Source organism: Porticoccus sp. GXU_MW_L64, assembly GCF_052983295.1.
In genome coordinates this window covers 164830-188840 of the sequence record NZ_JBRKJK010000005.1, presented here as the reverse complement: position 1 = coordinate 188840, position 24011 = coordinate 164830, and the positions used below count along the sequence as shown (strand labels likewise).

Genomic DNA, 24011 nt, shown 5'->3' with positions numbered 1-24011 from the left:
AGACTGAGCTCCGGTTTTTTTATTTGCTTAGCGCGTTTACTGATTTAGCGCATCATCGATAATTTTTGGCGTGATAAAAATCAGGATTTCCGTTTTTTCATAACGCTCGGTTTCGTTGCGGAACAATCTACCCACAAACGGAATATCGCCCAGCAACGGCACCTTGCGAGTATCCGTGCGTTCATCCAACTGAAAAATACCGCCCAGTACAATAGTCTGACCATCACCCACAAGAGCAGTTGTTTCAATGCTGGTGACATCAATGATCGGCACTGTACTGTTAGCAAGACCGATGGCCTGACCACTTACCGCGTCCTGAGTAATCAGCAGATCCATATTGATACGATTGTCCGGGGTAATCTGCGGGGTTACTTGCAATTGCAATAGTGCTTCCCTGAACTGAAGACTGGCAGCACCACTGGAAGTGGCTTCCAGGAAGGGCACCTCCTGACCGGTGCGAATCATGGCTTCCTGCTTGTCACCAGTAGTCACACTGGGTTGGGCAACCACTTCACCGTGACCCGCTTCTTCCAGGGCACTCAGTTCCAGGTCCAAAAAGGCGTTATCAGACAAGAACGCCAAAGCAAAGCTGCCAGTGGGCTCATTGACACCAAGATCTACACCAACCAGCTCTGTAAGTGTTAAATCACCACCACCGAGGCCATTTTCAAAAAAGTTCAATACGCCACCGCCACCGCCGTCGCCATCGCTGGAAGCAAAACTGCCAGCGTCACCACCAGCGCCAACGGTATTGCCATTAAAGCTGGCCGCACCACCAAAGCGCCACTGGGCACCCAGCTCCTCACGGAAATCCGTATTGGCGGTAACAATACGCGCTTCGATTCTTACCTGGCGGATAGGGATATCCAGCTCTTTCACCAGGCGACGGAATTCGGCAATATTTTCTTCGGTATCGGTAATAATAATGGTGTTGGTGCGAGAATCCACTTTCAGGTCGCCGCGATCCAAAGTGCCATCGGCACTTTCCGCCCTTTCACCGCGATAAAGTGCAAACAGTTCTTCCGCATTGGCATAGCTGATACGTACATACTCGGTACGCAGCGGCGCCAACTCCTGCAGTTGCTTGTTGACCTCTACCTGCAGGCGCTCCTGCTCGGCGATATCTTCCGCCAGGCCAACGTGCATAACGTTGCCTTCCTGACGCTTGTCCAGGCCTTTGTTTTTGAGGATAACGTCCAGGGCCTGATCCCAGGGCACATCCGTAAGGTTCAAGGTGGTACTGCCATCCACCGCATCGGAGACAACAATATTTATGCCACCAAAATCAGCGATCAGTGACAATACCGCGCGAACGGATATATCCTGAAAGTTCAGGGTCATTTTTTCGCCATTGTAGGCAAATTTATTGCGCTGTTCTTCCAACTCGCGAGGGGTCAGAGGTTTCACTTCAATCACGTACTGGGTATCCACCTGATAAGCGGAATACTCGTACTCACCCAGGGCGCCGATGGCCACGTGAGTGGTGGAGCCGCGACGAGTGCTGTCAATGGATTTCACCGGGGTGGCAAAATCGACCACATCGAGGCGGCGATCCAGGTCGCCCGGCAGCGCCGTCTGGTAAAAATTCACTTGAATTTCATTGCCCACCTGGTTGATGTCAATATTGACGTTGGCGTCAGACAGATCGATGATCACCCGGCCCTCACCACCTTCGCCACGTTCAAAATCGACGTTGGCAACGGACACCGAACCACTGACATCACCGTTGTAACCGGATGTATGCACTTTGGCCGCTTGCGCCACTTCCGCTACCTGGCTGGCAGAGGCGCCAACTTCCAGGGTAAGCACATTGCCATCCACCCGTGACTGATAGGGCACCATCTGTTGCATGCTCAACACCACACGGGTGCGTTCACCGGCACTTAGCGCGGTGAAGCTGCGGGCGTTTTCAAACGACAGTGAGTAACGCTTTTGCTCCAATTGGCTTTGCACACCGGGGAAATCCATCACCAGGCGCGCCGGATCAGCCATTGCCAAATCACTGGGCTCCGGTGGCGTATCGGAGAACGTCATTACCACCTGGAAGCGATCACCGGGCAGGGAAGCAAAATCCACCTTGTCCAGAGTCACCGGCTCGGCAGCCGCCACAAGTGACGTTACCCAACAGGCCAGAGCAGCAAATAGAGTGCTAATTGTTTTGTTTTTATGCCTATTCATACCAACTTCCCCAACCGGATTATTCCTTGACCTCTAACGACAGGGTGCGCGGCTTTTCCAGCCAGCCACCCTTGCCGTCGGAGACGATTTCAATCACTTGCATTTTGTCCCTGCTAATAGACGTAATGCGCCCATGGTTTTTGCCCACATAGTTGCCTACTTTGACCCGGTGAATCGTCCCGGTGCCATCATCCAGCAATGACCATGTCTGGCCTTTCATATTTATGGAACCCATCATGCTCAGTGCCGAAAAGCTGAAATCCTCCAGATACTCACGCACCCGGTTTTCATTCGGCTTCACCGCACGTGAACCTGTTGGGCCTCGCCGCACCATGCCGGCAATAATTACCTCTGGTTCCTCAAACGGGCTGCGCAGCAAAAAAGCATCGTACTTGGCGGTTTTGTAGGGCTGTGCGGTAGGCAGCGGCGGAATATCACCTCCGGTCTGCTGTTTTTGCTCAGCCATATACTGCTTCAAATCCTGGTGGTTGCCATCACCACCGCAGGCGGTCAACAGCAGTGCCGCCAGAGGCAGGGACAGTCGAAGATAAAGTCGTCGAATAAAGGGGCTCATTATTCTTCTCCCTCCTCGGCTTTATAACGGTAGGTTTTCGCTTTGATCTCCATGCGCAGCAGGCTGCTGTTGTCACCGACAGGGGCGATTTTGAAATCGTGCAGAGTAACAATACGGGAGAGTGCAGATATGGTGCTGACGAAAGAGCCAAAATCGTGGTAGCCACCTTCAACTATCACATCCATAGGTTGCTCGATAAACAGCTCGGCGTCTCTCTCCGGGTTCATCTCAACCTTGGCCACCACACCGCTGCTACCGCGACCGGCATCGTAGATTTCATCCACCAGATCGGGGATGTCGGTGTCTTTGGGCAATTGGCTCTTGAGGTTTTTAAAGGATTCTTCAAGGTCTGCCATCTGCACTTTCAAAGCCTCCAGGTTGGCGGCGTCAAAGGCTTTCTTTTTATAGTCTTTCTTTAGCTGTTGCTCTTTGCGGCTTTCCGAGGCCAGTTGGGTGTTCATATCGCCGATATAGAGGTAATAAGTACCCCCCAGTACCAGAGCAACCACAAACAACAAAGCAATGGCTTTGTAAGCCACTGGCCAGATACCAATATTTTCCAGGGTCAACTCCGAGGTATCGAAGTTTTTCATCTCCTGTATGGAGTCAGACAATGCCATTAGCCTTCCCCTCCATTGTTATTATTTCCTGAACCGCTGCCATCTTCTGCCAGGGAAGCGGGCTTGACCACCTGGGCCTTGAATTCGAATTGGGTGCCGTCCTCCCCCAGGGTTTCATCCTTGCCCATGGTCAGAGAGCCCGCCTTGTCGAACTTCTCCGATTCGTCCAGGCGACGCATAAACGCAGACACCCGGGCGTTGGACTCGGCAAAGCCTTTCAGGGAAACTGAAGTTTCGTTGGCCAACACCATCTCCGACAAAAAAGCGCCATCGGGCACGGCGCGGGCAAACTGGTCGAATACTTTCACCACTTCAGCCCGGTTGCTCTGCAACCCCTGGATTACATCCATACGGGCCAGCCACAGCTTTTTCTTTTCTTCCAGGGCATTGATCTCTCTGAGATCGTTTTCCAGAAGCTTGATGTTGTCTTGCAGCATTTTGTTGCGGCTTTGCTGATTTTCAATTTGCCCTTTGACGACCGAGTGCCAGGCAAAGCCGGCAACCAGGGCAACAATCAGCACCAGCATCAGAATACTGAGAAACTCTTTTTGCTTCTCCTGGCGAAGTTCCTCACGCCAGGGGAGTAGGTTAATCAATGCCATTACTCAAAACTCCTCAGCGCAAGTCCTGCCGCTACCAGCATGGCCGGAGCGTCATTCGCCAAGGCCACTGCATTGACGTTTTTGGACACCGACATACCGGTAAAGGGGTTGGCGACCATGGTGGGCAGCCCCAGCTTTTCTTCCACTTCATCCCGCAGCCCTTCCATGGCGGCGACACCACCGGCGAGCACCAGTTGGTCGACGTAGTTGTATTGGCTGGAGGAGAAGAAGAATTGCAAAGAGCGGGAGATTTGTTGGATCAGGGCTTCTTTAAAGGGGTCGAGGATTTCAGACTGGTAATCCTCCGGCAAGCCGCCTTGCTTCTTGGCCTGACCTGCTTCTTCCACAGAAAGACCGTAGCGGCGCTGAATTTCCTCAGTCACCTGCTTGCCGCCAAACAGCTGCTCCCGAGTGTAAACGGTTTTGCCATCCACCAATACGCTGAGAGTCAGCATGGTGGCGCCGATATCGGCAATGGCCACTACCTGACTCTGCATATCCTGGTCACCCTGGGACAGCAGATTGAAGGCGCGCTCTACCGCGTACACCTCTACATCTACAACGCGCGGAGTGAGCCCGGCTTCCGCCAGCGCCTCAGAGCGCTGATCAATGTTCTCTTTACGGCAGGCCGCCAGCAGCACATCCACCTGGTCCGGGTTGCTTTCCGAGGGGCCGAGCACCTCAAAGTCGATGGCCACTTCATCCAATTGATAGGGAATGTATTGATCCGCTTCCAGGGCAATATGAGCTTCCATACCCTGGTCGCTGAGGCCAGAGGGCGCCTCAATCACCTTGGTAATCACCGATGAACCCGACACCGATACCGCTACATCCTTGAGTTTGCAGTGGGACTGGTTGAGCAGCTTGCGAATATTATCTGCCAGGGCGCTGACATCGTTGATATTTTTTTCCACAACGGTATTGGGTGGCAGAGGTCGCACCAGGTAGCTCTCCACGCGGAGCCGGTCACGGCTGCCACTGAGCTCCAACAGCTTGACCGCCGAGGAAGTAATATCCAACCCCAACAGGTTTTTTGGCCGTTTATCCAAGAACTGTAGTAATCCCATTTTTATTTTCTTATCCGTGGGTTATGTGACATTGCGATAAACAACTTTAATTACTTGCCGCAACAATGCAAGCATTTTTGTTTATCACCGATGCTGCCTCTATAATGAGCGGCCTTTACGCCCAATCACATCAGAAACAGATGAAGTTACCCTCAAAACCGCTAATCGGCTCTCTAATTCGCCTCACTATCGCCGGAATCGGCGGCATACTGCTAATAGCGGCCAGCCTTTACCTATACCTTAGCCCCAAATTACCCACCGTTGAAACCCTGAAAACGGTAAAACTGCAAACACCTTTGCGAATTTATTCACAAGATTCGCAACTGATTGGCGAATTTGGTGAACAACGACGCAACCCGATAGCCTATGAAGACATTCCCAAACATATGGTGCACGCCATACTTGCGGCGGAAGACAGCCGCTTTTTTGAGCACAAGGGCATCGACCCCCGGGGCCTGGGGCGGGCAGTTTGGCAAATAGTGAAAAGTGGCGAGCGCCAGGGCGGTGGCAGCACATTGACCATGCAGGTAGCGCGCAATTTCTTCCTGACCAAGAAAAAGGAATTCACCCGCAAGTTCAACGAAATCCTGTTGTCATTTCGAATTGAGGACGAGTTGACCAAAGAGGAAATATTCTCTCTCTACGCCAACAAAATGTTCCTCGGCAAACGCGCCTACGGTGTGGAGGCAGCGGCCAACGTCTACTACGGCAAGCCCATTGATGAGCTGAGTCTGGCACAAACCGCCATGATCGCGGTGTTGTTCCAGTCCCCCTCTCGGCAAAACCCCATCAACAGCCCGGAAGAATCACTGGAACGCCGCAACTGGATTCTGTCCCGCATGCTGTCCCCCCTGGGTTACATCACCCGGGAAGAATATGACCTGGCAGTGGCCGAGCCGGTGACCGCTCGCTATCACGGCCCCCAAACCGAGCTCAACGCCCCTTATGTATCGGAGATGGTACGCCTGGAAGCCAAACAAATTATCGCCAACCTCAATCGCAGCGAGGCGTACCAGGACAACCCCATTGATCTTATGAACGATGGCCTGCGGGTTTATGCCACTATCGACAGTGAGCTGCAAAAGAGCGCCCGCCGCGCGCTGCGCAACGGCCTCACCACCTACGACTGGCGCCACGGCTACCGGGGGCCGGAGCGACAATTCAGCGACCCTGCCGAATGGCCCGACATTCTCAAGGACACGCCAATAGTGGGCGACCTGGCTCCCGCCATCGTCAGTGCCGTAGATGAACAGCAGATCACCCTGCTGAGCAAAACCGGCGAAGACATCACCCTCACCTGGGAAGACGACCTCAAAGAAGTGCGTGGATTTATTACCACCAACCGCTACCGCAAGCTGAAAAACACCATCGATGAATTTGCCGTTGGCGACCTGATGCGCCTCAGACAAAAATCGGATGGCAGCTGGGCCCTGTCGCAAATACCCACCGCCCAGTCAGCGCTGGTAGCGCTGTCGCCCCAGGATGGCGCCATCAAGTCCCTGGTGGGCGGTTTTGATTTCGACCAAAGCCAGTACAACCGGGTGACCCAGGCAAAACGCCAGCCCGGTTCCAACTTCAAACCTTTTATATACACCGCTGCTCTCAATAGTGGCATGACCGCCGCATCCACCGTCAGCGGCGCCAGCATCTCCATGGAAGACAGCCTGTTGGAGGGCTACTGGAAGCCAGAAAACGACAACGGCGAGGTGTACGGTGAAACCCGCCTGCGCAAAGGGCTGTACAAATCCCTCAATACCGTCTCCATCCGCCTGCTGCGCACCATTGGCCTGAAAGCGGCCATTGACGGGGTGGCGCGTTTTGGCTTTGACCCCAACGCCCTGCCCGACAACTACACCATGGCGCTGGGCAGCCACGCTCTGCCCCCTATAGAGATCGCCAGGGGATATGCGGTATTTGCCAACGGCGGCTACCTGGTGGAGCCCTACCTGATCGACCGCATCGAAGACGTCTATGGCAATGTTCTTTTCCAGGCCAACCCGACACGGGTTCCCGACAATACCGTCAGCAAAGACGCGGCAGAAACAGAAGATGAGGCACAACTGGAACAACAACTGGAACAACAACAGCTGGAACAAATAGAACAGGAACTGGAGCAACTGGACCTGGATCAGTGGGCCAACAGCGACAGTCCCGAGCAAACTGAACCAGAGCAGCCAGACACTGACGGCAATGGCGAGCAATCTGCACCAAAACCCGAACCCCGCACAGCAGAACGGGTGGTGGAGCCCCGGGTGGCTTACATCATGGACTCCATACTGAAAGACGTGATCCGCAAAGGCACCGGCGTCAAAGCCAAACAACTCAAACGCAATGACATCGCTGGCAAAACCGGCACCACCAACGACGCCAAAGACGCCTGGTTTTCCGGCTACAGCCCCCACATTGTCGCCACCGCCTGGGTGGGCTTCGACAACAACAACTCACTGGGCAGAAACGAATACGGCGGGTCCGCGGCCCTGCCCATCTGGATCGACTTTATGCGCACCGCACTGAGGGGCGTTGAGGACCTACCCCGCAGCCAACCGGACGGTTTGGTACAGGTTCGCGTCGACCCCAAAACCGGCAAACGTGTCAGCGCCCGCTTCCCCGGTGCCATTTTCGAAATTTTCCGCCACGAACACCTGCCGGTGGAACCGGAAAACAGCGGCGGCAATATTGAGCGGGAGTTGCTGGACGAGGAATTACTGTAACCCGGCTTCCACTGCGCTTACCCGCAATAAAGAGACCAGGGAATGTTCACACCTCCTAGCCAAGGTTCAGCACTACGGCACGGCAAAAAAGCGCTTAAACTCCCGCAACCCCGCTTGCGCTTGTTGCAAACTGCCTTCTACAAAATTCACCTTGTCCCCCGGCCTGCACTGGGCCAGTCTGGGCAAATCCACCTGGTAAACCGAACCCAGTTTTGGGTAGCCACCGATGGTCTGGCGGTCGTTCAGCAACACAATGGGCAAGCCATCACTGGGAACCTGGATGGCACCCAGCGGCACCGCCTCCGACACCATACTGGCGGGCACATCGGCCATGGGTTCCCCATCCATACGGCAACCCATGCGGTCACAGCGGTTGCTGAGCTGGTATTCCTGGGCAAAAAACTGCTGGCGACAGGGGGTTGAAAATTGCTCAAACTGATTGCCGGGCACCACCCTCAATGTAATAGCAGCGCCAAAGTCCGGTATAAATTTTTGCGGTACCCGATGGCCGCCAAAAGCAGCTGAACGACTATCACTGTTATTGCAGGCCAACCTGTCCCCCGCCTGCAACGGCCTGCCCTCCGTCAAACCACCCAGGCGATCTCCGATTACCGTGGCGCAGCTGCCAAACACCAGAGGCAGCTGCCAGCCATCGGCCACGGCCAGATAACCACGCACGCCTGCGCTGGCCATCCCCGCTCGCAGTTCACTGCCGGGCTGCACCCGATAGCTGGCCCAGGGAACCAGCGGCTTACCATCCAGACGCCAATCCAAATCCGCACCGCTCAGGGCGATCCAGGTGGCGGCTTCAAAACGGGCGTGGAAATTGCCGAAGCACAGTTCAATTTGAGCTGCATCAGGTGCATTACCCAGCAGACGATTGCCCCAGGCAAAGGCATGGGCATCCATAGGTCCACCAACACCAACACCGAGATGCTGGCTACCCAACCGTCCCGCGTCCTGCACCATGGCCAGCACACCGGGTGAAATAATCGTCAGAGCGATACCTCACCCCCATGCTGTTGGGCGAGCCGCAAAAACTGCTGGCGGTCCACCGACACAAATTGCACCCGATCCCCCACACTTAAATAAGTGGCAGGCTGGGCGGATTGTCTATCAAACATGGGGATGGGACAGCGACCAATGATATTCCAACCGCCGGGGCTGACATCCGGATAAACCGCTGCCTGCGCTTCGGCGATGGCGACTGCTCCTTTGGGCACCTGTTGGCGCGGCGTATCCAGGCGCGGCACCCGCAACTGTTCTGGCAACGACCCCATAAAACCAAAGCCCGGGCGAAACCCCAGGGCATATACCCGCAGTTCAATGCTGGTGTGAAAGTGAATAATTTGCTCGCGACCAAGGCCGGTGATTGCACCTACCCGGTCGATATCTTGCGCCACCTCATCGCCGTAGTAGACCGGCAGTTCCAAAGTTCTGCCGGCGGCAGAATCGATGGGCCGTCCGGCATCCTCAAGAAAATCCTTTAGCTGTTCTTGCACCTGAGCAAAATCCGCATGCAAGACATCGTAATAAACCATCAGCGATGTGAAGGATGGCACCAACTCCACCAACCACTCAGGCCGAGCTTGCTCAATGTTTGTACACAGCTGCTGGATGCGGGATAACAGAACGTCACTGGGCCGATCCTCCAGATAAACCAGTGCCGCTTCTTCACCGGCGGCAATGATTTTGGGGTAGTTCGTCGCCATCAATTGTCCAGCAATTGACGCAACCGGCGAGCTATGTTCACCGCTTCGGGGTTATCACCGTGTACGCACAGGGTATCGGCCTGTAACCGCAGCGGGGTGCCATTAGCACTGATCAGCTCACCACTGGCCAACAATCGCTCCACCCGTTCAACAATTTGCTTGCTGTTCTGCAGCACCGCACCGGGCTGGCTGCGTGGCATCAAGCGACCATCGTCACCGTAAGCGCGGTCGGCAAATAACTCGAACTCCAGGGACAAACCCAGAGGCTGAGCCATTTGCAGATAGTGAGAATTTTCAGCAGTGGACAACATCACCAGAGAGAGATCACCGGCACAACTGGCTACTGCCTCCATCACTGCAGAACAGACCCTGTCATCGGCCATCATGTCGCTATACAGAGCGCCGTGAGGTTTAACATAAGCCAAGCTAGCGTTGTGGCGATAAGCGATAGCTGCCAACGCCCCCACCTGGTAAGTAACTAAAGCAATAATTTCGCTGTGGCTACAGGGAATCGAACGACGACCAAAACCCTGTAAATCCGGGTAGCCGGGGTGAGCGCCAACAGTCACGTTGTGCTCGACCGCCAATGCCACCGTACGTGACATGGTCAGCGGGTCGGAAGCGTGAAAGCCACAGGCGATATTGGCCCGATGCAGATGGGGCATTAACTGCTCGTCCATGCCCATTTCCCAGGGACCAAAACTTTCACCGAGATCGCCGTTTAAATGCATGGTGGTTCCGCGCTATCAAAAGCGGATATTTTACTGCGCTTTGTGTTTTGATGGACAGGTGTATTGAGACAAATGTATTGAAGTAAAACCCTGATGACTCCAGTCACTTTTAATAAGCCTAAAAAAACCGGCAAAAAAAGCTGCCGGCTTTTTGTTTTCCCTACTGGCGACAAAAATCAAAAATGCGCATTCAACGATAAATACGGCCCATCAATGGTCAAGTCTGTATTCAAATCCCCCAGATCATCAATTTCCAGATTCATTCTCCGATAGCCCAATTCTACCCCCAGATCAAAAGCCACCAAAAAGTCATCCTGCCAGGCGATAGCGGCGGATAGGTCGCTGATGCTGTCGCCGCTGTAGCCGATGGCATTGGCTTCGCCCTTTATGGAAAAGCCGGTAAACGGCAGGTCGATCTGGCCTTTCAGGTACACCAGTGGAATAACCACGTCCAGTTCCACGGTTTCGCTCAGTGGTATTACATCATTATTGCTGGCGGTCAGTTGGCCTTTGTACTGGCGGGCGGTGAGCCCAAGGTCCAGGTTGAGCCAGTTATCCAGCACTTCGTAATAGAAGGTGGCATCGCTGTGATCCAGGTCGATTTCTGTGGCCAGGGTGGTGCCAGAGGGGAAGATTACGTTGTCGAATTGCACGTTGCCCTGCAGGGCGGCGCTGCCGGTGGTGGACAGGTCGGTGCGCTGCAGCTTGATATTGGGCAGGCCCGGCACCGGGTGTTCCAGCGCCAGGTAAAACATATTGTTGTTTTCCTCGTCGAAACCGAGGCTGGAAAAGTCGGTACTGGTTACACCCACATCACCACTTAATTCTGACTGCCACTGACCGACACCGGCGTACAGGCCCAATATGGTATCCGCCTGGGCAGCGCTGCTGGCTGCGGTGAGTGCAATGGCGATGGCAACTGTTTTGGTTTTCATGGCTGGCAAACTCCTTTGTTTTTTATTTTGCTTTTCCGTCATCGCGAGCGTAGCGTGGCGATCTTTTGATAAATACTCCGTAGCTGGAGATTACCGCGCCGCCTACGGCGACTCGCAATGACGTAGTTATGGATATAGTTATGGATAGTTATGGATTGATGCTACTGAAGAGTTTCGATTACAGCCGTGAGCCAGTGCTCATTATGATTACAACTGCAATATTTGACGGATAAAAGGAATGGTCAGGCGGCGCTGGCTTTGCAGGGAGGCTTTGTCCAGTTGATCCAGAGCCACCACCAGCTGACCGATGTCTCTGGGCAAGCGGCTGAACAGGTATTGAGCCGGGGCATCTGCCAATTCCAGGCCTCGCTGACGGGCACAGAATTGCAGCAGCAACACCTTTTGCTCATCAGCCAGGGCTGGCAGTTGCAGGCTGAGTCCCCACGCCAGGCGGGATTTCAGATCCGCCAACTCAATGGGCACCTGCACCGGACTGGCGTTGGCTCCCACCAGCAAGCGACTGCCCTGTGCTTTGATACCGTTAAACAAATGGAACAGGGCCTCCTGCCACTCACCTTGCCCGGAAATCATCTGGAGGTTATCCACACACACCAGGTCTGTTTGCTCCAGGCCGTCAAACAGCGCCTGCGGCGGATATTCCAACAGTTCATCAACAGGCAGGTACTGCACCGACAACCCCGCTGCCAACGCCTGGTGGCAGGCCCCCTGCACCAGATGGGTAACACCACTGCCCCTGTTGCCCCACAGGTACACAAAGGGCTCCTGCCCAGTCATCAGCGAGCCGCGCAGGATAGATATCACCTGCTCGAATACAGAACCTGCGGGAGCGTAAAAATTATCCAGGGTGCACTGGCGATCGAGGGAAACACTCAATGCCATCTGGCTGGGGAACCGGGTCATCGGGGGGTTAACGCCAGCGAAAACGGCTGATGGCTGCGGAGTCGATACCTACCAGAGGCTCCAAACGTTTGTTGCGGTTGAGAATCCTCAGCAGGCCAGCAGCGCCACCATCGATGGTAAGCCGCAAATCCAGGTGATTGCCAACGGCGGAGGCCACTCGCACCGAGCGCACCATTTTCAGTTCGGACAGCAGTTCAATGGCCGCCTGGTAATCGTCGAAACTGCTGATATTTTCCAGCAACAGGGCAAATTCTTCCGCGGTGTGCTGGCGAACAAAAGTAGCACCGGCAGCTACCCGGTCCACGGCAATATCCACCCCTTTACGAATCAATTCGTCCAGGGTGTCGGCGTTGATGTTCTGCAATCCGCTGTGAGCCCCCGCCTCTACCTGTACGGTGCCGCGAAACTGTCCGTTACTGGTTTCATAAAAGCGCAATACGCTCCACTGATGAACCTTGTAACGGCGGGCAGCGGCGACCAGAGACCCCCGATCAAAAGCCCAGGCATCTTTGGCCGACAGGGTGAGGTGATCTTCCAAATCCAGTAGCGGTTGTTGCAGTGGCTGGCCGCGCTCGGCGGCAGAGCGTTGTAACAACTTGTAAACGTATGGCATGGCATCCGGCGACACATGGCTGCGGCCTTCACCGGCCTGATCCACCACCATCCACATCAGCAATTCCGAACGATCCGCGGGCCAAATAGACCGACCACTGCGGACCAGCAATTGATCAACCATTTCCGGGGAATAGGTAACTTCCGCCACCACCTGACGATTGCCATCGTCGTCGCTGCGACTCAGGTAGCTAAATTCGCTGACGTATTTGCCAGGGCTTTTTATCGCCGCCTGTATCTGCGGATGGCTGGCAGTTTTTGAGTTGCCGCTGACTTTCACCAGCACCCTGCGCAAACCCTCGGACTCGGCCCGCTGGCGTTCTTTACTGCTTTTGTCTTGAAGGGTAATTTCGGCCCGGTACAGGTCATTCACCGGCACCGCCTGGGCGCTGACAGCAAACACAAGCAAAGACGAAAACAGCGACAAAACCAGAGTTGGGCGGAGTAACAGCTTCAATGATCTATCCTTTCCATTTTTATAGCGTGCATGTTGAATAGTTACGTGTGCGTATTGTAAAGGATAAACGATTTCGATGGTGTCGCGGCACTGAACTGGATAAAATACGCGCCTTCTGAATTTACATCGATCGCGGCCACATTCAATGACCACAGAACAACAAAACACCCCTCTCAGCTACAAAGACGCCGGCGTGGACATCGACGCCGGCAACGCCCTGGTAGAACGCATCAAGCACGTTGCCAAAAACACCCGCCGCCCGGAAGTGATGGCCGGACTGGGCGGCTTTGGCGCCCTCTGCGAGCTGCCTGCGGGCTACCGGGAGCCGGTACTGGTGTCCGGCACCGATGGCGTTGGCACCAAATTGCGTCTGGCCATGGACAGCGGCGTACACGACTCCATCGGCATCGACCTGGTGGCCATGTGCGTCAACGACCTGGTGGTGTGCGGCGCCGAACCACTGTTCTTCCTGGATTATTACGCCACCGGCAAACTCAATGTGGATACCGCCGCTGCGGTAGTGGAAGGCATTGGCAAAGGTTGCGAACTGGCGGGCTGCGCCCTGGTGGGCGGTGAAACCGCCGAAATGCCAGGCATGTACGAAGGTGAAGACTACGACCTGGCGGGCTTTTGCACCGGCGTGGTGGAAAAATCAGCAATTATCGACGGCAGCTCTGTGCACGTAGGCGACAAACTGATCGGCCTGGCCGCCAGCGGCCCCCACTCCAACGGCTATTCCCTGATTCGCAAAATCATTGAAGTATCCGGCGCTGACATCAACAAAGAACTGCTGGACGGCAAGCCGCTGATCGAGGCGCTGATGGCGCCCACCAACATCTACGTCAAACCCCTGCTGCGCCTGATTCGCGACAGTCAGGTACATGCCCTGTCACACATTACCGGCGGCGGCCTGCTGGAGAACATTCCCAGAGTGCTGCCAGACAACGCCAAAGCAGTGATCGACACCAACAGCTGGCAGCGCCCGGCAGTGTTCGACTGGCTGCAAAAACACGGCAATGTCAGCGAGCGGGAAATGCACCGCACCTTTAACTGCGGTGTCGGCATGGTGATCTGCGTGCCCGCCGACAGTGTCGAAAACGCCTTCGATATCCTGCGCGCCAGCAATCAGGAAGCCTTCCTGATCGGCGAAATCACCCAAGCCGCCAGTGGCGAAGAACAGGTCGAACTGGTGGGAATCGACGGGTGAGCCAATCGCTACCACAGATAGTGGTGCTGATTTCCGGCAGCGGCAGCAATCTGCAAGCCTTTATCGACGCCACTAACGATGGCTCCCTGGGGGGCGAAGTGGCAGCTGTGATCAGCAACCGCCCCGGCGTGTTTGGCCTGCAACGGGCCGAGCGCGCCAACATCAGCGCCGAGGTAGTGGACCACACCGGGTTTGACAGCCGCGAGTCCTTTGACCAGGCGCTGGCCGAGCGTATTGATCGCTACCAGCCAGACATCATTATTCTGGCGGGTTTTATGCGCATTCTTACTGCGGAGTTTATCCGCCGCTATCAGGGCCGCATGCTCAATATTCACCCGTCCCTGCTGCCCAAATACCCCGGCCTGCACACCCATCAACGGGCCATTGACGCCGGTGACTGTAAAGCCGGCGCCACCGTGCACTTTGTTACCGAGGAACTGGATGGCGGGCCACCGGTGCTACAAGCAACAGTACCGATTGAAGCCGGGGACAGCAGCGACGACCTGGCTGCTCGGGTACTGACATTTGAACACCGCATCTACCCCTTGGCGGCCAACTGGCTATGCAGTGGCCGCTTGAAAATGCAAGGCAACCGCGCACTGCTGGATGGCGAACTGTTGCCAGAGACCGGCCACCCCTTTCAACCAAATTAGCAGCAGGGCGTTTGAGCTGTTTGTACGATGGTGGATTGCGCTACGCTAATCCCCCTACAGAAACTCACCAGAGCAGTGGGAACAAGGATTATGCAACGCGCCGTTACCGCTTTACTCACTTGCCTTCTGTGCGCCACCGCCCACAGTGCAACTCCTGAACCAACTCCCCAGCTGGAACCTTTTACTGCCAATTACGGCGCCAAATACAAGGGCATGCACCTAAAGGCCATACGAACTTTGGAGCCCCTGGAAAACGGCCATTACCGCATTAGCAGCCACGCCAGACACCTCTTTTTTGGCGGCATCAAAGAGAGCAGCGAATTTGCCCTGCAAGGTAACCGCATTAAGCCAACCAACTACCAGATGAAGCGCAAAATACTCGGTTCCGGAAGAACAGAAACCGCGGCCTTCGACTGGGTAAACAACCAGGTCACCAGCATCTACAAGGGCGACGCCAGCGAACTGACACTGGCCGGCAACGAGCTGGACTGGCTCGGCTACCAGCTGCAAATCTCTCTCGATCTGATGGCAGGCAAAACCGAATTGCACTACCGAATTGTGCGCCGAGGCCAAACCAAAGATTACTACTTTCAGGTGGTGGGCGAGGAAACCATCGACACCCCCATGGGCGAGATCAACACCGTCAAACTGGAGCGCGTCAAAGACCCAAACAAACGCCAGACCACCTTCTGGATGGCTCCGAAGTACAACTACCTGCTGGCAAAGTTTCACCGGGTGGAAAACGATGGGGATGAGTATTCGTTGTATTTGCGTTCGGTGGAGATGACGGATACGGATCAATAGTCCGAATCCGTCATCCTGAGCGCAGCGAAGGATCTCATAGCCCGATTCAACAAAGAGATTCTTCGCTGCGCTCAGAATGACATCAACGTAGATGATTCCTCTCCAGCATTTACCCACTCTATAGAAGGGGCTAAGCGCGTCTTTTTATTGTAATATTGCCGCCTCACTGACAAGCGTGCTTGCCATGGCAAAGAAATTTACCCAAATCCCCCTTTCCCGCCCCACCACACCACTGCTGGACAGCATTGGTGAGCCGGCGCAGCTGCGCCATTTCAGCGAGGAGCAACTGCTGCAACTGGCGGACGAACTGCGTGCTTTCCTGCTGTATACCGTGGGTCGCACCGGCGGGCATTTTGGTGCTGGCCTCGGCGTGGTAGAACTGACCCTCGCCCTGCACTACGCCTACAACACTCCCCACGACCGCCTGGTGTGGGATGTGGGCCACCAGACTTATCCGCACAAAATTCTTACCGGCCGCCGCGAGCAGATGGCAGGCATTCGCCATAAAGGGGGACTGTCCGGCTTCCCCAAACGCAGCGAAAGTGAATACGACACCTTTGGTGTGGGGCATTCCAGCACCTCCATCAGCGCTGCGCTGGGCATGGCCCTGGGTGCCGAAATGTCTGGAGAGGGGCGCCGCACCGTGGCGGTTATTGGCGACGGTGCCATGACTGCAGGTATGGCGTTTGAAGCCCTGAACCACGCCGCGCACACAGACGCGGATATGCTGGTGGTGCTCAACGACAACAACATGTCCATCTCCCACAACGTGGGGGGGCTAGCTACCTACTTCTCGAAAATCTGGGCAAGCCGTTTTTACAACACCATTCGCGAAGGCGGTAAAAAGGTACTAAAAGCCATTCCCTCCGCCGCCGCCTTTGTGCGCCGCACCGAAGAACACATGAAGGGCATGGTGGCCCCTGGCACCCTGTTCGAGGAATTGGGTTTTAACTATATTGGCCCCATCGACGGCCACGACCTGCCACAGCTGATTCACACCATCGAGAACCTGCAACACCTTCGCGGCCCGGTGCTACTGCACTGCATCACCTGCAAAGGCCAGGGCTTTACCCCGGCGGAAGACGACCCGGTGGGTTACCACGCCCTCAGTAAAATCGAACCCAAAACCGAAACGGCGGTGAGTTCAGCGGACAAAACCCTGAAGCCAAAAGCCGCCAACAAAAAGAAATACCAGGACATTTTTGGCGACTGGCTCTGCGACATGGCGGAGCAGGATGGCAAGCTGGTGGGTATTACCCCGGCCATGTGCGAAGGCTCCGGTATGGTGGAGTTCGCCAAGCGCTTTCCCCAGCGTTATCACGATGTGGCCATTGCCGAACAACACGCAGTAACCCTGGCAGCGGGCATGGCCTGTGAAGGCCAAAAACCGGTTGTGGCGATTTATTCCAGCTTTTTACAGCGTGCCTACGACCAGTTGATTCACGACGTGGCCCTGCAAAACCTGGACGTCACTTTTGGCATCGACCGCGCCGGGCTGGTGGGGGAAGACGGTGCCACCCACGCGGGCAGCTTTGACCTGAGTTATCTGCGCTGCGTGCCCAATATGGTGGTGATGACACCCTCTGATGAAGACCAGTGCCGCCAACTTTTGTACACCGGCTTTATCCACAATGGCCCGGCGGCGGTGCGCTACCCCCGCGGCACCGGCCCCGGCGTAGAAATCCAACAGCAGATGAGCGCCCTGCCCATTGGCCGTGGCGAGGTGGTACGCCAAGGCTGCAAAGTGGCCATTCTCAACTTCGGCACTCTGCTGCATCACGGCTTGCAGGCGGCGGAAAAACTCAACGCTACGGTAGCGGATATGCGATTTGTCAAACCGCTGGACGAACAATTGGTTGAACAGCTGGCCATGGATCACGACCTGCTGGTTACCCTGGAAGAAAACAGCGTTCACGGCGGTGCCGGTGCCGCGGTGAGTGAATACCTGGCACAGACTGGCGTGGTTATGCCAGTGCTGCACCTGGGCCTGCCAGACAGCTATATCGACCACGCCAGCCACGGTGAGCAGTTAGCTCAAGTTGGCCTGGATGCAGCGGGAATCGAGCGGGGGATTGAGGTGCGGTTGCAGTTGTTGGATGGCAAAGGGCAAAGGTTACAAGACGCTTCGCTTACAGGATACAGGTGACAGGAACCCACCCCTGTAGCGCGCAGCGCGTCCTGTAAGGGCGAAGCCCGCCCTGTCACCTGTTACCTATTCCGTCCCCTTGCATAACGGCTCACCCCCGCCATATTCGCTTGTGTACGACTGCTCTGGGCATGACACAGGGCAACGGCCAGGGCATCAGCGGCGTCTTCCTTGGGAGTGGCTGACAGCTTTAACAGCCGCACCACCATTTCCTGCACCTGTTCTTTGGTGGCCGCACCGTTGCCCACCACCGCCTGTTTGACGGTGCGGGCGGAATATTCGCCTACCGGAATACCCGCATTCATGCCTGCTACGATAGCACTGCCTCTGGCCTGGCCAAGCTTTAACGCAGCACGGGGGTCTTTGGCAAAAAATACTTCTTCCACCGCCATCATATCCGGGGATGTCTCGGCAATAATTTCGCTGACACCGGCGTAGATAATTTTCAATTTTTCCGGCAGGGTGGCCTGCGCTGGCAGTTTGATTATACCGCTGGTGACGTAACTCTCGCGCGAACCCACTACTTCGATAACACCAAAGCCGGTGCGTTGGGAGCCGGGGTCGATGCCGAGGATGCGAGTCATATACGGTTTGACGCTGGATGTTTGATGTTGGACGAAGGGTAACTCAAACCGCACAAACAAAACAGGCGGCCATTGGCCGCCTGTCCCGTCAAACGTCGAACCTCAAACGTCCAACCGTTACTCTTTGTCTTCTTCGGCAGCCTCTTCTTCCGCCGGCGCTTCTTCGGCAACCGCCTCCTCTGTGGCTTCTTCTGTCACTTCTTCTACCGGCTCTTCTTCAACGGGAGCGGCGACAGACAGTTTGATCAGTTCTTCCGCCAGCAGGATTTTGGCTTTTTCTTCGCCGTTAACCCATTTCTTGTCAGCACCTTTGACCGCGTAGCGCTCGTTGCGCTTTTGATAGATGGTGTAGTCAGCGGTTTTTTTGATGGTTTTCATGTTCACTACCTTTTTAAAAGTCTTTGGTTAAATGTTTCTACGCTAGCCTATATTGTCATCCTGAGTGCAACGAAGGATCTCGTCGTTCCGTAAAACACTGAGATTCTTCGCTGCGCTCAGAATGACATAAAGCCCTTACTCCATTTCCGCCAATACCGATTCGGGAATATCCGCGTTGGTATAGACGTTTTGGACATCGTCCAAATCTTCCAGCATATCCACCAGGCCCATGACTTTCTCGGCACCGGACTTGTCCAGTTCAACACTGGTGGACGGCTGCATGGTGACTTCCGCATGTTCCGGGATCAGACCAGCGGCGACCATGGCGTCTTTTACCGACAGAAAGTCTTCCCAGGCGGTGATCACATCAATGGAACCATCGTCGTTGCTCACCACATCATCGGCACCGGCTTCCAGGGCCACCTCCATGATCTGATCTTCGTCGGCGCCTTCAGCGTAGCTGAGCTGGCCGATTTTGGAGAACAGGTAAGCCACCGAGCCGTCGGTACCCAGGTTGCCACCGCGCTTGCTAAAGGCGTGGCGCACTTCCGCCACGGTGCGGTTGCGGTTATCGGTCAGGCATTCCACCAGTACCGCCACACCGCCAACGCCATAACCTTCGTAGGTGGCGGCTTCGTAGTCATCACCATCGCCAGTGCCGGCTCCGCGGGCGATGGCTTTGTCGATGGTGTCTCTTTTCATGTTGGCGCCCAGCGCCTTGTCGACACAGGCGCGCAGGCTGGGGTTATCTTCCGGGTTGGGGCCACCGGCTTTGGCCGCCACCACCAGCTCGCGAATAATTTTGGTAAATACCTTGCCCCGCTTGGCGTCCTGAGCCGCCTTGCGGTGTTTGATATTAGCCCATTTACTGTGACCTGCCATTGGTAGTCTCCAGTTCTTTATTTATCTATGTGCCATAGGATGCACTTTGGCACAATATTCATATTGTTTTGGTCGCACGTCTGACGTCGTATGTCGCACGCTTTTGTAACGACGAAGTGCTTGGTTTTAGCGTGCGACGTCAGACGTGCGTCGTGCGACCAGTCTTTTACTGCTCCGCCACTTTCTCTCGAAGACGTATATTTAATTCCCTTAACTGTCCTTTATCCACCAACCCCGGCGCATCGGTCATGGCACAATGGGCGGACTGGGTTTTCGGGAAGGCGATGACATCGCGAATGGAGTCCGCACCCACCATCAACATAATCAGGCGGTCGAGGCCAAAGGCAATACCGCCGTGGGGCGGGCAGCCGTAGTTGAGGGCGTCCAGCAGAAAGCCAAATTTTTCCCGTGCCTGATCTTCACTGATGCCCAGAATACTGAGCACTTCGGACTGCATCTGCGGGTCGTAAATACGAATGGAACCGCCGCCCAGTTCGGTGCCGTTGAGCACCATATCGTAGGCGCGAGACAGGGCCTCTGCGGGATTGGCTTTCAGTTCCTGCAAAGAACAGGACGCCTGGGTAAAGGGGTGGTGCAACGGAGTCAGCGCGCCGCCCTCCAACTCCTCAAACATGGGGAAGTCCACTACCCACAGGGGCGCCCATTCACAGGTGTACAGATTCAGGTCTTCGCCCAGTTTGCCGCGCAGCGCGCCGAGAGCATCGGACACAACGCTGGCTTTGTCGGCGCCAAAGAAGATAATGTCGCCGGTTTCTGCCTCTACGCGATCCAAGATCGCTGCCACCACTTCCTGTGGGAAGAATTTGATAATCGGCGACTGCAAGCCGTTTTCAAGGTCGTTGCGGTCATTGACCTTGATCCAGGCCAGGCCCTTGGCACCGTAGGTGCTGACAAACTTGCCGTAGGAATCCACCTTTTTACGGGCCAGCTTTTCACCGCCCTGGGGTACTTTCAATGCGGCCACGCGGCCTTTGGGGTCGTTGGCGGGGCCGGAGAACACTTTAAAATCAACGTCTTTAACCAGGTCCTTGATTTCCACCAGCTCCAGGGGAATGCGCAGGTCCGGCTTGTCGGAGCCGTATTTCTCCATAGCCTCACTGTAGGGCATGCGGGGGAAGTCACCCAGCTCGATACCTTTCACATCGCGGAATACGCTGCGGATCATATCTTCACTGAGGCCCATAATGTCGTCTTCCTCGACGAAGGCAAATTCCATATCGATCTGGGTAAATTCCGGCTGGCGGTCGGCACGCAGGTCTTCGTCGCGGAAGCATTTGACGATCTGGTAGTAGCGATCCACACCGGACATCATCAACAACTGTTTAAACAGCTGTGGTGACTGCGGCAGGGCAAAGAATTTGTGTTCGTGGGTACGGCTGGGCACCAGGTAGTCACGGGCGCCCTCCGGGGTGGCGCGGGTCAGCATGGGGGTTTCCACATCCATAAAGCCACGCTCAGCCAGGTGGCTGCGAATGGCGGTGGTGACGTCGGAGCGGAATTTCAGGTTACCGAGCATTTCCGGGCGGCGCAGGTCCAGGTAGCGGTACTTGAGTCGCACGTCTTCACCCACCTTTTGGTGCTCATCCAGCGGGAACGGCGGGGTCTCAGAGCTATTGAGAATGGTCAGCTCGCTGGCGAACACTTCGATTTCGCCAGTCTTCATATTGGTGTTCACGGCGGCATCGTCGCGGGCGCGCACCTTGCCGGTAACGCGAATCACATATTCACTGCGCAGCCGTTCAGCGGTAGTAAAATGTTCGCCACAGTCCGGGTCGAACACTACCTGGGCAACCCCTTCGCGATCTCGCAGATCGATAAAAATTACACCACCGTGATCGCGACGGCGATCCACCCAGCCACACAGCGTGACCACTTCGTCAATATTGGTTTTGTTCAGGGCGCCACAGTAACCGCTGCGCATATCGTCAGTTCCCATCGTTTTCAAACAAGCAGGCAGACCAGCTGCCCATACAAAAAGCCGGGCATTATACCCCAGGGTTCGATGACATGCACCGCCATCCAAAGCGGAACCCGCAAAAACAATCAGGACCGCAGAAAAGTGGCAAAAACCCCTGTTTTTAAGTGTTTTCTGTTGCCTGCATCCCGGCGATGCTTTATATATAGGCTCGGCTGCAGCATCCAACAAGACCGCTGCGCAGTGCCGCCCCCAAACGCACCACCTGTATCAACAACAATCTATAAAGGATAGTGAGATGGCCGCCAAAAAAACTCCAGCCAAGAAAGCACCCACCAAGAAAGCCCCGGCAAAAAAAGCCGCTGCGAAAAAAGCACCCGCCAAAGCCGCAGCTCCCGCCCGCAAAGTAACCGCCGTTAAATCCCGTTATACCAAAACCCAGATACTCACCGAAATTGCCGACAACACCGGCCTGAGCAAGAAGCAGGTTGGCGCGGTGCTGGATGAGTTGGGTGTCGTGATTGAGCGCCACATCAAAAAGCGCGCCGTGGGCGAATTTGCCCTGCCCGGCCTGCTGAAAATCAAAACCGTGAAAAAGCCCGCTCGCAAGGCGCGCAAAGGCATCAACCCCTTTACCGGTGAAGAAACCACTTTCGCTGCCCGCCCCGCCAGCACCGCAGTAAAAGTGTTGGCACTGAAAAAACTCAAAGATATGGCGAACTAAAGATGGTTTGACGTTGGATGTTCGACGTTAGACGAAGGCGGCCATTGGCCGCCTTTTTAGTGCGCAAATTTTACGTCCAACAATCATGCAAACGGATTCGCTTGGCGTGAACGCAGCATGCTGTTTTTCAGCACTTCTTTGCGTTCGCTGTTGTCCATAGCCATCCAACCGCGGATTTCATCGGCGGTGCGGAAGCAGCCCACACAGACATCGTCGTCATCCAGTGCGCAGATGGAAATACAGGGGGAGTTGATGGGCTTTTCGTCGTTACTCATTGCGGGTTTCTGGCCGGGACTGGGGGAAGTGTTTGATGGCCGGGTAGTTTAACTGTATACCTGCTTGCAGTGAACAGTTAAGAAACTCCACCAACAGCGCCAGGGTAAAACCCCAGATGGTGTATTCCTGGTACTGGTAACAGGGCAGCGAATACTCCCTGCCATTGATGTCAAAATTGGCGTAGACCAGATGACTGGTATCCAGCAGGTATGCCACCGGCACCCGGAAAATCGCATCCAGCTCTGCCAACTCCGGCTGTAACTTCACCGTGGCAGGGATACGCCCCACAAAAGGTGTGACTCTGACCCCAAGGCGGGTATTGCGTGCTGGCAAGGTAGCGAACAGTTCTACCTGACGGGGTGACAGGCCGACTTCCTCATGGCTTTCCCGCAGGGCAGTCTGCAACAGGCTGCCATCTTGTGGTTCCCACATACCACCGGGCAGAGCCACTTCGCCCGCGTGGTCGTTAAGGTGGCTGGCGCGGCGGGTCAGTACCACATGGGGTTGCGCCTCCTCCGTCAAGGCCAGCAACACCGCTGCCTCGCGCTCGCCGCAGTGTTCCGGCATAGCCTCACACAAGGGCAACTGTTTGAGGTTATTTACAATAGTTGTCAGCATTCAATCAATTCCAACGAAACGCTTGTTATATACTGCGGCACAATTCATTTTACCTTGATAGTGCAAAGCAACCATGAACTACTGCAGTAATTGTGGGCAGCCGGTCAAGCGACGTATTCCTGAAGGCGACGATCACGAACGCGATGTATGCGACCACTGCGACACTATTCATTACCAAAATCCGTTGATTATTACCGGCTGCCTGCCGATCTACGACGATGGCAACGAGCAACGCGTGCTGTTATGCAAACGCGCCATTGAACCTCAGGCCGACAAATGGACCATACCGGCCGGCTTTATGGAAAACGGCGAAACCACGGAACAGGGGGCGGCGAGGGAATGCCTGGAAGAATCCCGGGCCGAGGTGGAAATTGGCCAGCTGTACACCATGACCAGTATTCCCGGCATCAATCAGGTGCACTTGTTTTTTCTTGCCAATCTTCCGAAACCGGAGTTTCGCGCAACCCCGGAGAGCCTGGAAGTGAAACTGTTTCGGGAAGACGAAATACCCTGGGGTGAGATTGCCTTTACCTCGGTAAAGGCCACATTGGACAAGTATTTTAAAGACCGGGCGAGGGGCGTCTTCCCACTGCATTCCGGGTGGACAGGCCCTTCACAGCGCGGCGAGTGGCATTGGCACAAGAGCTGAGGATTCTCTGTGCTCATTCAGTTGCTAGGGAGTT

The 24011-nt window shown here is 55.4% G+C and carries 24 protein-coding genes; 7 read left to right on the top strand and 17 right to left on the bottom strand.

Going from position 1 to position 24011, the window contains the following annotated elements:
• Positions 1 to 36: 36 nt before the first annotated feature.
• Genes pilQ through ACVBEJ_RS05130 form a run of 5 tightly spaced genes read right to left on the bottom strand, consistent with a single transcriptional unit; the run spans position 37 to position 5041 of the window.
• The gene (pilQ, locus tag ACVBEJ_RS05150) at positions 37 to 2178 is read right to left on the bottom strand and encodes a type IV pilus secretin PilQ (RefSeq protein WP_447128539.1); all 2142 of its coding nucleotides are present in this window, start codon (positions 2176 to 2178) and stop codon (positions 37 to 39) included.
• Positions 2179 to 2197: 19 nt separating this feature from the next.
• Positions 2198 to 2752, bottom strand: a complete 555-nt coding sequence (locus ACVBEJ_RS05145) for a pilus assembly protein PilP (RefSeq protein WP_447128538.1) — start codon at positions 2750 to 2752, stop codon at positions 2198 to 2200.
• Positions 2752 to 3372 carry a type 4a pilus biogenesis protein PilO gene (locus ACVBEJ_RS05140; protein WP_447128537.1) on the bottom strand — a complete coding sequence of 207 codons (621 nt, stop codon included), beginning with the start codon at positions 3370 to 3372 and terminating at the stop codon, positions 2752 to 2754. The genes ACVBEJ_RS05145 and ACVBEJ_RS05140 overlap by 1 nt, the downstream gene beginning before the upstream one ends.
• On the bottom strand, positions 3372 to 3974 hold the full coding sequence (locus tag ACVBEJ_RS05135; protein WP_447128536.1) for a PilN domain-containing protein: 603 nt from the start codon (positions 3972 to 3974) through the stop codon (positions 3372 to 3374). The genes ACVBEJ_RS05140 and ACVBEJ_RS05135 overlap by 1 nt, the downstream gene beginning before the upstream one ends.
• Positions 3974 to 5041, bottom strand: a complete 1068-nt coding sequence (locus ACVBEJ_RS05130; protein WP_447128535.1) for a pilus assembly protein PilM — start codon at positions 5039 to 5041, stop codon at positions 3974 to 3976. Before ACVBEJ_RS05130 ends, ACVBEJ_RS05135 begins: the two co-directional genes overlap by 1 nt.
• 140 nt (positions 5042 to 5181) lie before the next feature.
• Between ACVBEJ_RS05130 and ACVBEJ_RS05125 the strand changes: the two genes are divergently transcribed.
• Positions 5182 to 7752: a penicillin-binding protein 1A gene (locus tag ACVBEJ_RS05125; protein ID WP_447128534.1), complete on the top strand. Its 2571-nt coding sequence runs from the start codon at positions 5182 to 5184 to the stop codon at positions 7750 to 7752.
• A 72-nt stretch (positions 7753 to 7824) separates the two neighbouring features.
• Here the strand turns inward: ACVBEJ_RS05125 and ACVBEJ_RS05120 are convergent, their stop codons facing one another.
• From ACVBEJ_RS05120 to ACVBEJ_RS05095, 6 genes are all read right to left on the bottom strand, one after another.
• Positions 7825 to 8721, bottom strand: coding sequence for a 5-oxoprolinase subunit C family protein (locus ACVBEJ_RS05120; protein WP_447128533.1), 897 nt, complete (start codon positions 8719 to 8721; stop codon positions 7825 to 7827).
• 26 nt (positions 8722 to 8747) lie between these two features.
• Positions 8748 to 9464, bottom strand: a complete 717-nt coding sequence (gene pxpB / locus ACVBEJ_RS05115) for a 5-oxoprolinase subunit PxpB (RefSeq protein ID WP_447128532.1) — start codon at positions 9462 to 9464, stop codon at positions 8748 to 8750.
• Positions 9464 to 10195 (bottom strand): 5-oxoprolinase subunit PxpA, encoded by a 732-nt coding sequence (locus ACVBEJ_RS05110; protein WP_447128531.1) that lies wholly within the window; start codon positions 10193 to 10195, stop codon positions 9464 to 9466. The genes pxpB and ACVBEJ_RS05110 overlap by 1 nt, the downstream gene beginning before the upstream one ends.
• Before the next feature lie 176 nt (positions 10196 to 10371).
• Positions 10372 to 11130, bottom strand: a complete 759-nt coding sequence (locus tag ACVBEJ_RS05105; protein WP_447128530.1) for a TIGR04219 family outer membrane beta-barrel protein — start codon at positions 11128 to 11130, stop codon at positions 10372 to 10374.
• 207 nt (positions 11131 to 11337) lie between these two features.
• The gene (gene hda / locus ACVBEJ_RS05100; protein ID WP_447128529.1) at positions 11338 to 12051 is read right to left on the bottom strand and encodes a DnaA regulatory inactivator Hda; all 714 of its coding nucleotides are present in this window, start codon (positions 12049 to 12051) and stop codon (positions 11338 to 11340) included.
• 7 nt (positions 12052 to 12058) lie between these two features.
• Positions 12059 to 13120: a DUF2066 domain-containing protein gene (locus ACVBEJ_RS05095; RefSeq protein ID WP_447128528.1), complete on the bottom strand. Its 1062-nt coding sequence runs from the start codon at positions 13118 to 13120 to the stop codon at positions 12059 to 12061.
• Positions 13121 to 13265: 145 nt separating this feature from the next.
• Here ACVBEJ_RS05095 and purM point away from each other — a divergent pair, with 145 nt between their 5' ends.
• The 4 genes from purM (at position 13266) to dxs (ending at position 17930) form a co-directional block, all read left to right on the top strand.
• Positions 13266 to 14327, top strand: coding sequence for a phosphoribosylformylglycinamidine cyclo-ligase (gene purM / locus ACVBEJ_RS05090; RefSeq protein WP_447128527.1), 1062 nt, complete (start codon positions 13266 to 13268; stop codon positions 14325 to 14327).
• A complete protein-coding gene (purN, locus tag ACVBEJ_RS05085) occupies positions 14324 to 14980 on the top strand; it encodes a phosphoribosylglycinamide formyltransferase (RefSeq protein WP_447128526.1) in 657 nt (218 codons plus the stop codon). Before purM ends, purN begins: the two co-directional genes overlap by 4 nt.
• A 90-nt stretch (positions 14981 to 15070) precedes the next feature.
• Positions 15071 to 15784, top strand: coding sequence for a DUF3108 domain-containing protein (locus ACVBEJ_RS05080; protein ID WP_447128525.1), 714 nt, complete (start codon positions 15071 to 15073; stop codon positions 15782 to 15784).
• Between the two features lie 184 nt (positions 15785 to 15968).
• Positions 15969 to 17930 (top strand): 1-deoxy-D-xylulose-5-phosphate synthase, encoded by a 1962-nt coding sequence (gene dxs, locus ACVBEJ_RS05075; RefSeq protein ID WP_447128524.1) that lies wholly within the window; start codon positions 15969 to 15971, stop codon positions 17928 to 17930.
• Positions 17931 to 17992: 62 nt separating this feature from the next.
• Here the strand turns inward: dxs and ruvC are convergent, their stop codons facing one another.
• From ruvC to aspS, 4 genes are all read right to left on the bottom strand, one after another.
• Positions 17993 to 18514, bottom strand: coding sequence for a crossover junction endodeoxyribonuclease RuvC (gene ruvC, locus ACVBEJ_RS05070; RefSeq protein ID WP_447128523.1), 522 nt, complete (start codon positions 18512 to 18514; stop codon positions 17993 to 17995).
• 117 nt (positions 18515 to 18631) lie between these two features.
• Positions 18632 to 18892, bottom strand: coding sequence for a hypothetical protein (locus tag ACVBEJ_RS05065; protein ID WP_447128522.1), 261 nt, complete (start codon positions 18890 to 18892; stop codon positions 18632 to 18634).
• 135 nt (positions 18893 to 19027) lie between these two features.
• On the bottom strand, positions 19028 to 19774 hold the full coding sequence (locus ACVBEJ_RS05060; protein WP_447128521.1) for a YebC/PmpR family DNA-binding transcriptional regulator: 747 nt from the start codon (positions 19772 to 19774) through the stop codon (positions 19028 to 19030).
• 166 nt (positions 19775 to 19940) lie between these two features.
• Positions 19941 to 21716, bottom strand: coding sequence for an aspartate--tRNA ligase (gene aspS, locus ACVBEJ_RS05055; RefSeq protein WP_447128520.1), 1776 nt, complete (start codon positions 21714 to 21716; stop codon positions 19941 to 19943).
• A 292-nt stretch (positions 21717 to 22008) separates the two neighbouring features.
• On the opposite strand from aspS, the gene ACVBEJ_RS05050 reads away from it, so the two are divergent.
• Positions 22009 to 22434, top strand: a complete 426-nt coding sequence (locus ACVBEJ_RS05050; protein ID WP_447128519.1) for an HU family DNA-binding protein — start codon at positions 22009 to 22011, stop codon at positions 22432 to 22434.
• Between the two features lie 83 nt (positions 22435 to 22517).
• Here ACVBEJ_RS05050 and ACVBEJ_RS05045 read toward each other — a convergent pair whose 3' ends face one another.
• Complete coding sequence (locus tag ACVBEJ_RS05045) at positions 22518 to 22709, bottom strand: DUF1289 domain-containing protein (RefSeq protein WP_447128518.1); 192 nt, start codon at positions 22707 to 22709, stop codon at positions 22518 to 22520.
• Positions 22702 to 23328: a CoA pyrophosphatase gene (locus ACVBEJ_RS05040; protein ID WP_447128517.1), complete on the bottom strand. Its 627-nt coding sequence runs from the start codon at positions 23326 to 23328 to the stop codon at positions 22702 to 22704. The genes ACVBEJ_RS05045 and ACVBEJ_RS05040 overlap by 8 nt, the downstream gene beginning before the upstream one ends.
• A 73-nt stretch (positions 23329 to 23401) precedes the next feature.
• Here ACVBEJ_RS05040 and ACVBEJ_RS05035 point away from each other — a divergent pair, with 73 nt between their 5' ends.
• Positions 23402 to 23977, top strand: coding sequence for an NUDIX hydrolase (locus ACVBEJ_RS05035; protein ID WP_447128516.1), 576 nt, complete (start codon positions 23402 to 23404; stop codon positions 23975 to 23977).
• Positions 23978 to 24011 lie beyond the last annotated feature (34 nt).

Bases quoted from the DNA above. Each gene is read 5' to 3' on its own strand.
- pxpB (WP_447128532.1), bottom strand. From the start codon at position 9,464: ATGGCGACGAACTACCCCAAAATCATTGCCGCCGGTGAAGAAGCGGCA.
- ACVBEJ_RS05060 (WP_447128521.1), bottom strand. From the start codon at position 19,774: ATGGCAGGTCACAGTAAATGGGCTAATATCAAACACCGCAAGGCGGCT.
- aspS (WP_447128520.1), bottom strand. From the start codon at position 21,716: ATGCGCAGCGGTTACTGTGGCGCCCTGAACAAAACCAATATTGACGAA.
- ACVBEJ_RS05050 (WP_447128519.1), top strand. From the start codon at position 22,009: ATGGCCGCCAAAAAAACTCCAGCCAAGAAAGCACCCACCAAGAAAGCC.
- ACVBEJ_RS05130 (WP_447128535.1), bottom strand. From the start codon at position 5,041: ATGGGATTACTACAGTTCTTGGATAAACGGCCAAAAAACCTGTTGGGG.
- ruvC (WP_447128523.1), bottom strand. From the start codon at position 18,514: ATGACTCGCATCCTCGGCATCGACCCCGGCTCCCAACGCACCGGCTTT.
- ACVBEJ_RS05040 (WP_447128517.1), bottom strand. From the start codon at position 23,328: ATGCTGACAACTATTGTAAATAACCTCAAACAGTTGCCCTTGTGTGAG.
- ACVBEJ_RS05105 (WP_447128530.1), bottom strand. From the start codon at position 11,130: ATGAAAACCAAAACAGTTGCCATCGCCATTGCACTCACCGCAGCCAGC.
- ACVBEJ_RS05045 (WP_447128518.1), bottom strand. From the start codon at position 22,709: ATGAGTAACGACGAAAAGCCCATCAACTCCCCCTGTATTTCCATCTGC.
- ACVBEJ_RS05140 (WP_447128537.1), bottom strand. From the start codon at position 3,372: ATGGCATTGTCTGACTCCATACAGGAGATGAAAAACTTCGATACCTCG.
- ACVBEJ_RS05080 (WP_447128525.1), top strand. From the start codon at position 15,071: ATGCAACGCGCCGTTACCGCTTTACTCACTTGCCTTCTGTGCGCCACC.
- ACVBEJ_RS05110 (WP_447128531.1), bottom strand. From the start codon at position 10,195: ATGCATTTAAACGGCGATCTCGGTGAAAGTTTTGGTCCCTGGGAAATG.
- ACVBEJ_RS05065 (WP_447128522.1), bottom strand. From the start codon at position 18,892: ATGAAAACCATCAAAAAAACCGCTGACTACACCATCTATCAAAAGCGC.
- pilQ (WP_447128539.1), bottom strand. From the start codon at position 2,178: ATGAATAGGCATAAAAACAAAACAATTAGCACTCTATTTGCTGCTCTG.
- ACVBEJ_RS05125 (WP_447128534.1), top strand. From the start codon at position 5,182: ATGAAGTTACCCTCAAAACCGCTAATCGGCTCTCTAATTCGCCTCACT.
- ACVBEJ_RS05145 (WP_447128538.1), bottom strand. From the start codon at position 2,752: ATGAGCCCCTTTATTCGACGACTTTATCTTCGACTGTCCCTGCCTCTG.
- hda (WP_447128529.1), bottom strand. From the start codon at position 12,051: ATGACCCGGTTCCCCAGCCAGATGGCATTGAGTGTTTCCCTCGATCGC.
- purM (WP_447128527.1), top strand. From the start codon at position 13,266: ATGACCACAGAACAACAAAACACCCCTCTCAGCTACAAAGACGCCGGC.
- ACVBEJ_RS05035 (WP_447128516.1), top strand. From the start codon at position 23,402: ATGAACTACTGCAGTAATTGTGGGCAGCCGGTCAAGCGACGTATTCCT.
- ACVBEJ_RS05120 (WP_447128533.1), bottom strand. From the start codon at position 8,721: ATGGTGCAGGACGCGGGACGGTTGGGTAGCCAGCATCTCGGTGTTGGT.
- ACVBEJ_RS05135 (WP_447128536.1), bottom strand. From the start codon at position 3,974: ATGGCATTGATTAACCTACTCCCCTGGCGTGAGGAACTTCGCCAGGAG.
- dxs (WP_447128524.1), top strand. From the start codon at position 15,969: ATGGCAAAGAAATTTACCCAAATCCCCCTTTCCCGCCCCACCACACCA.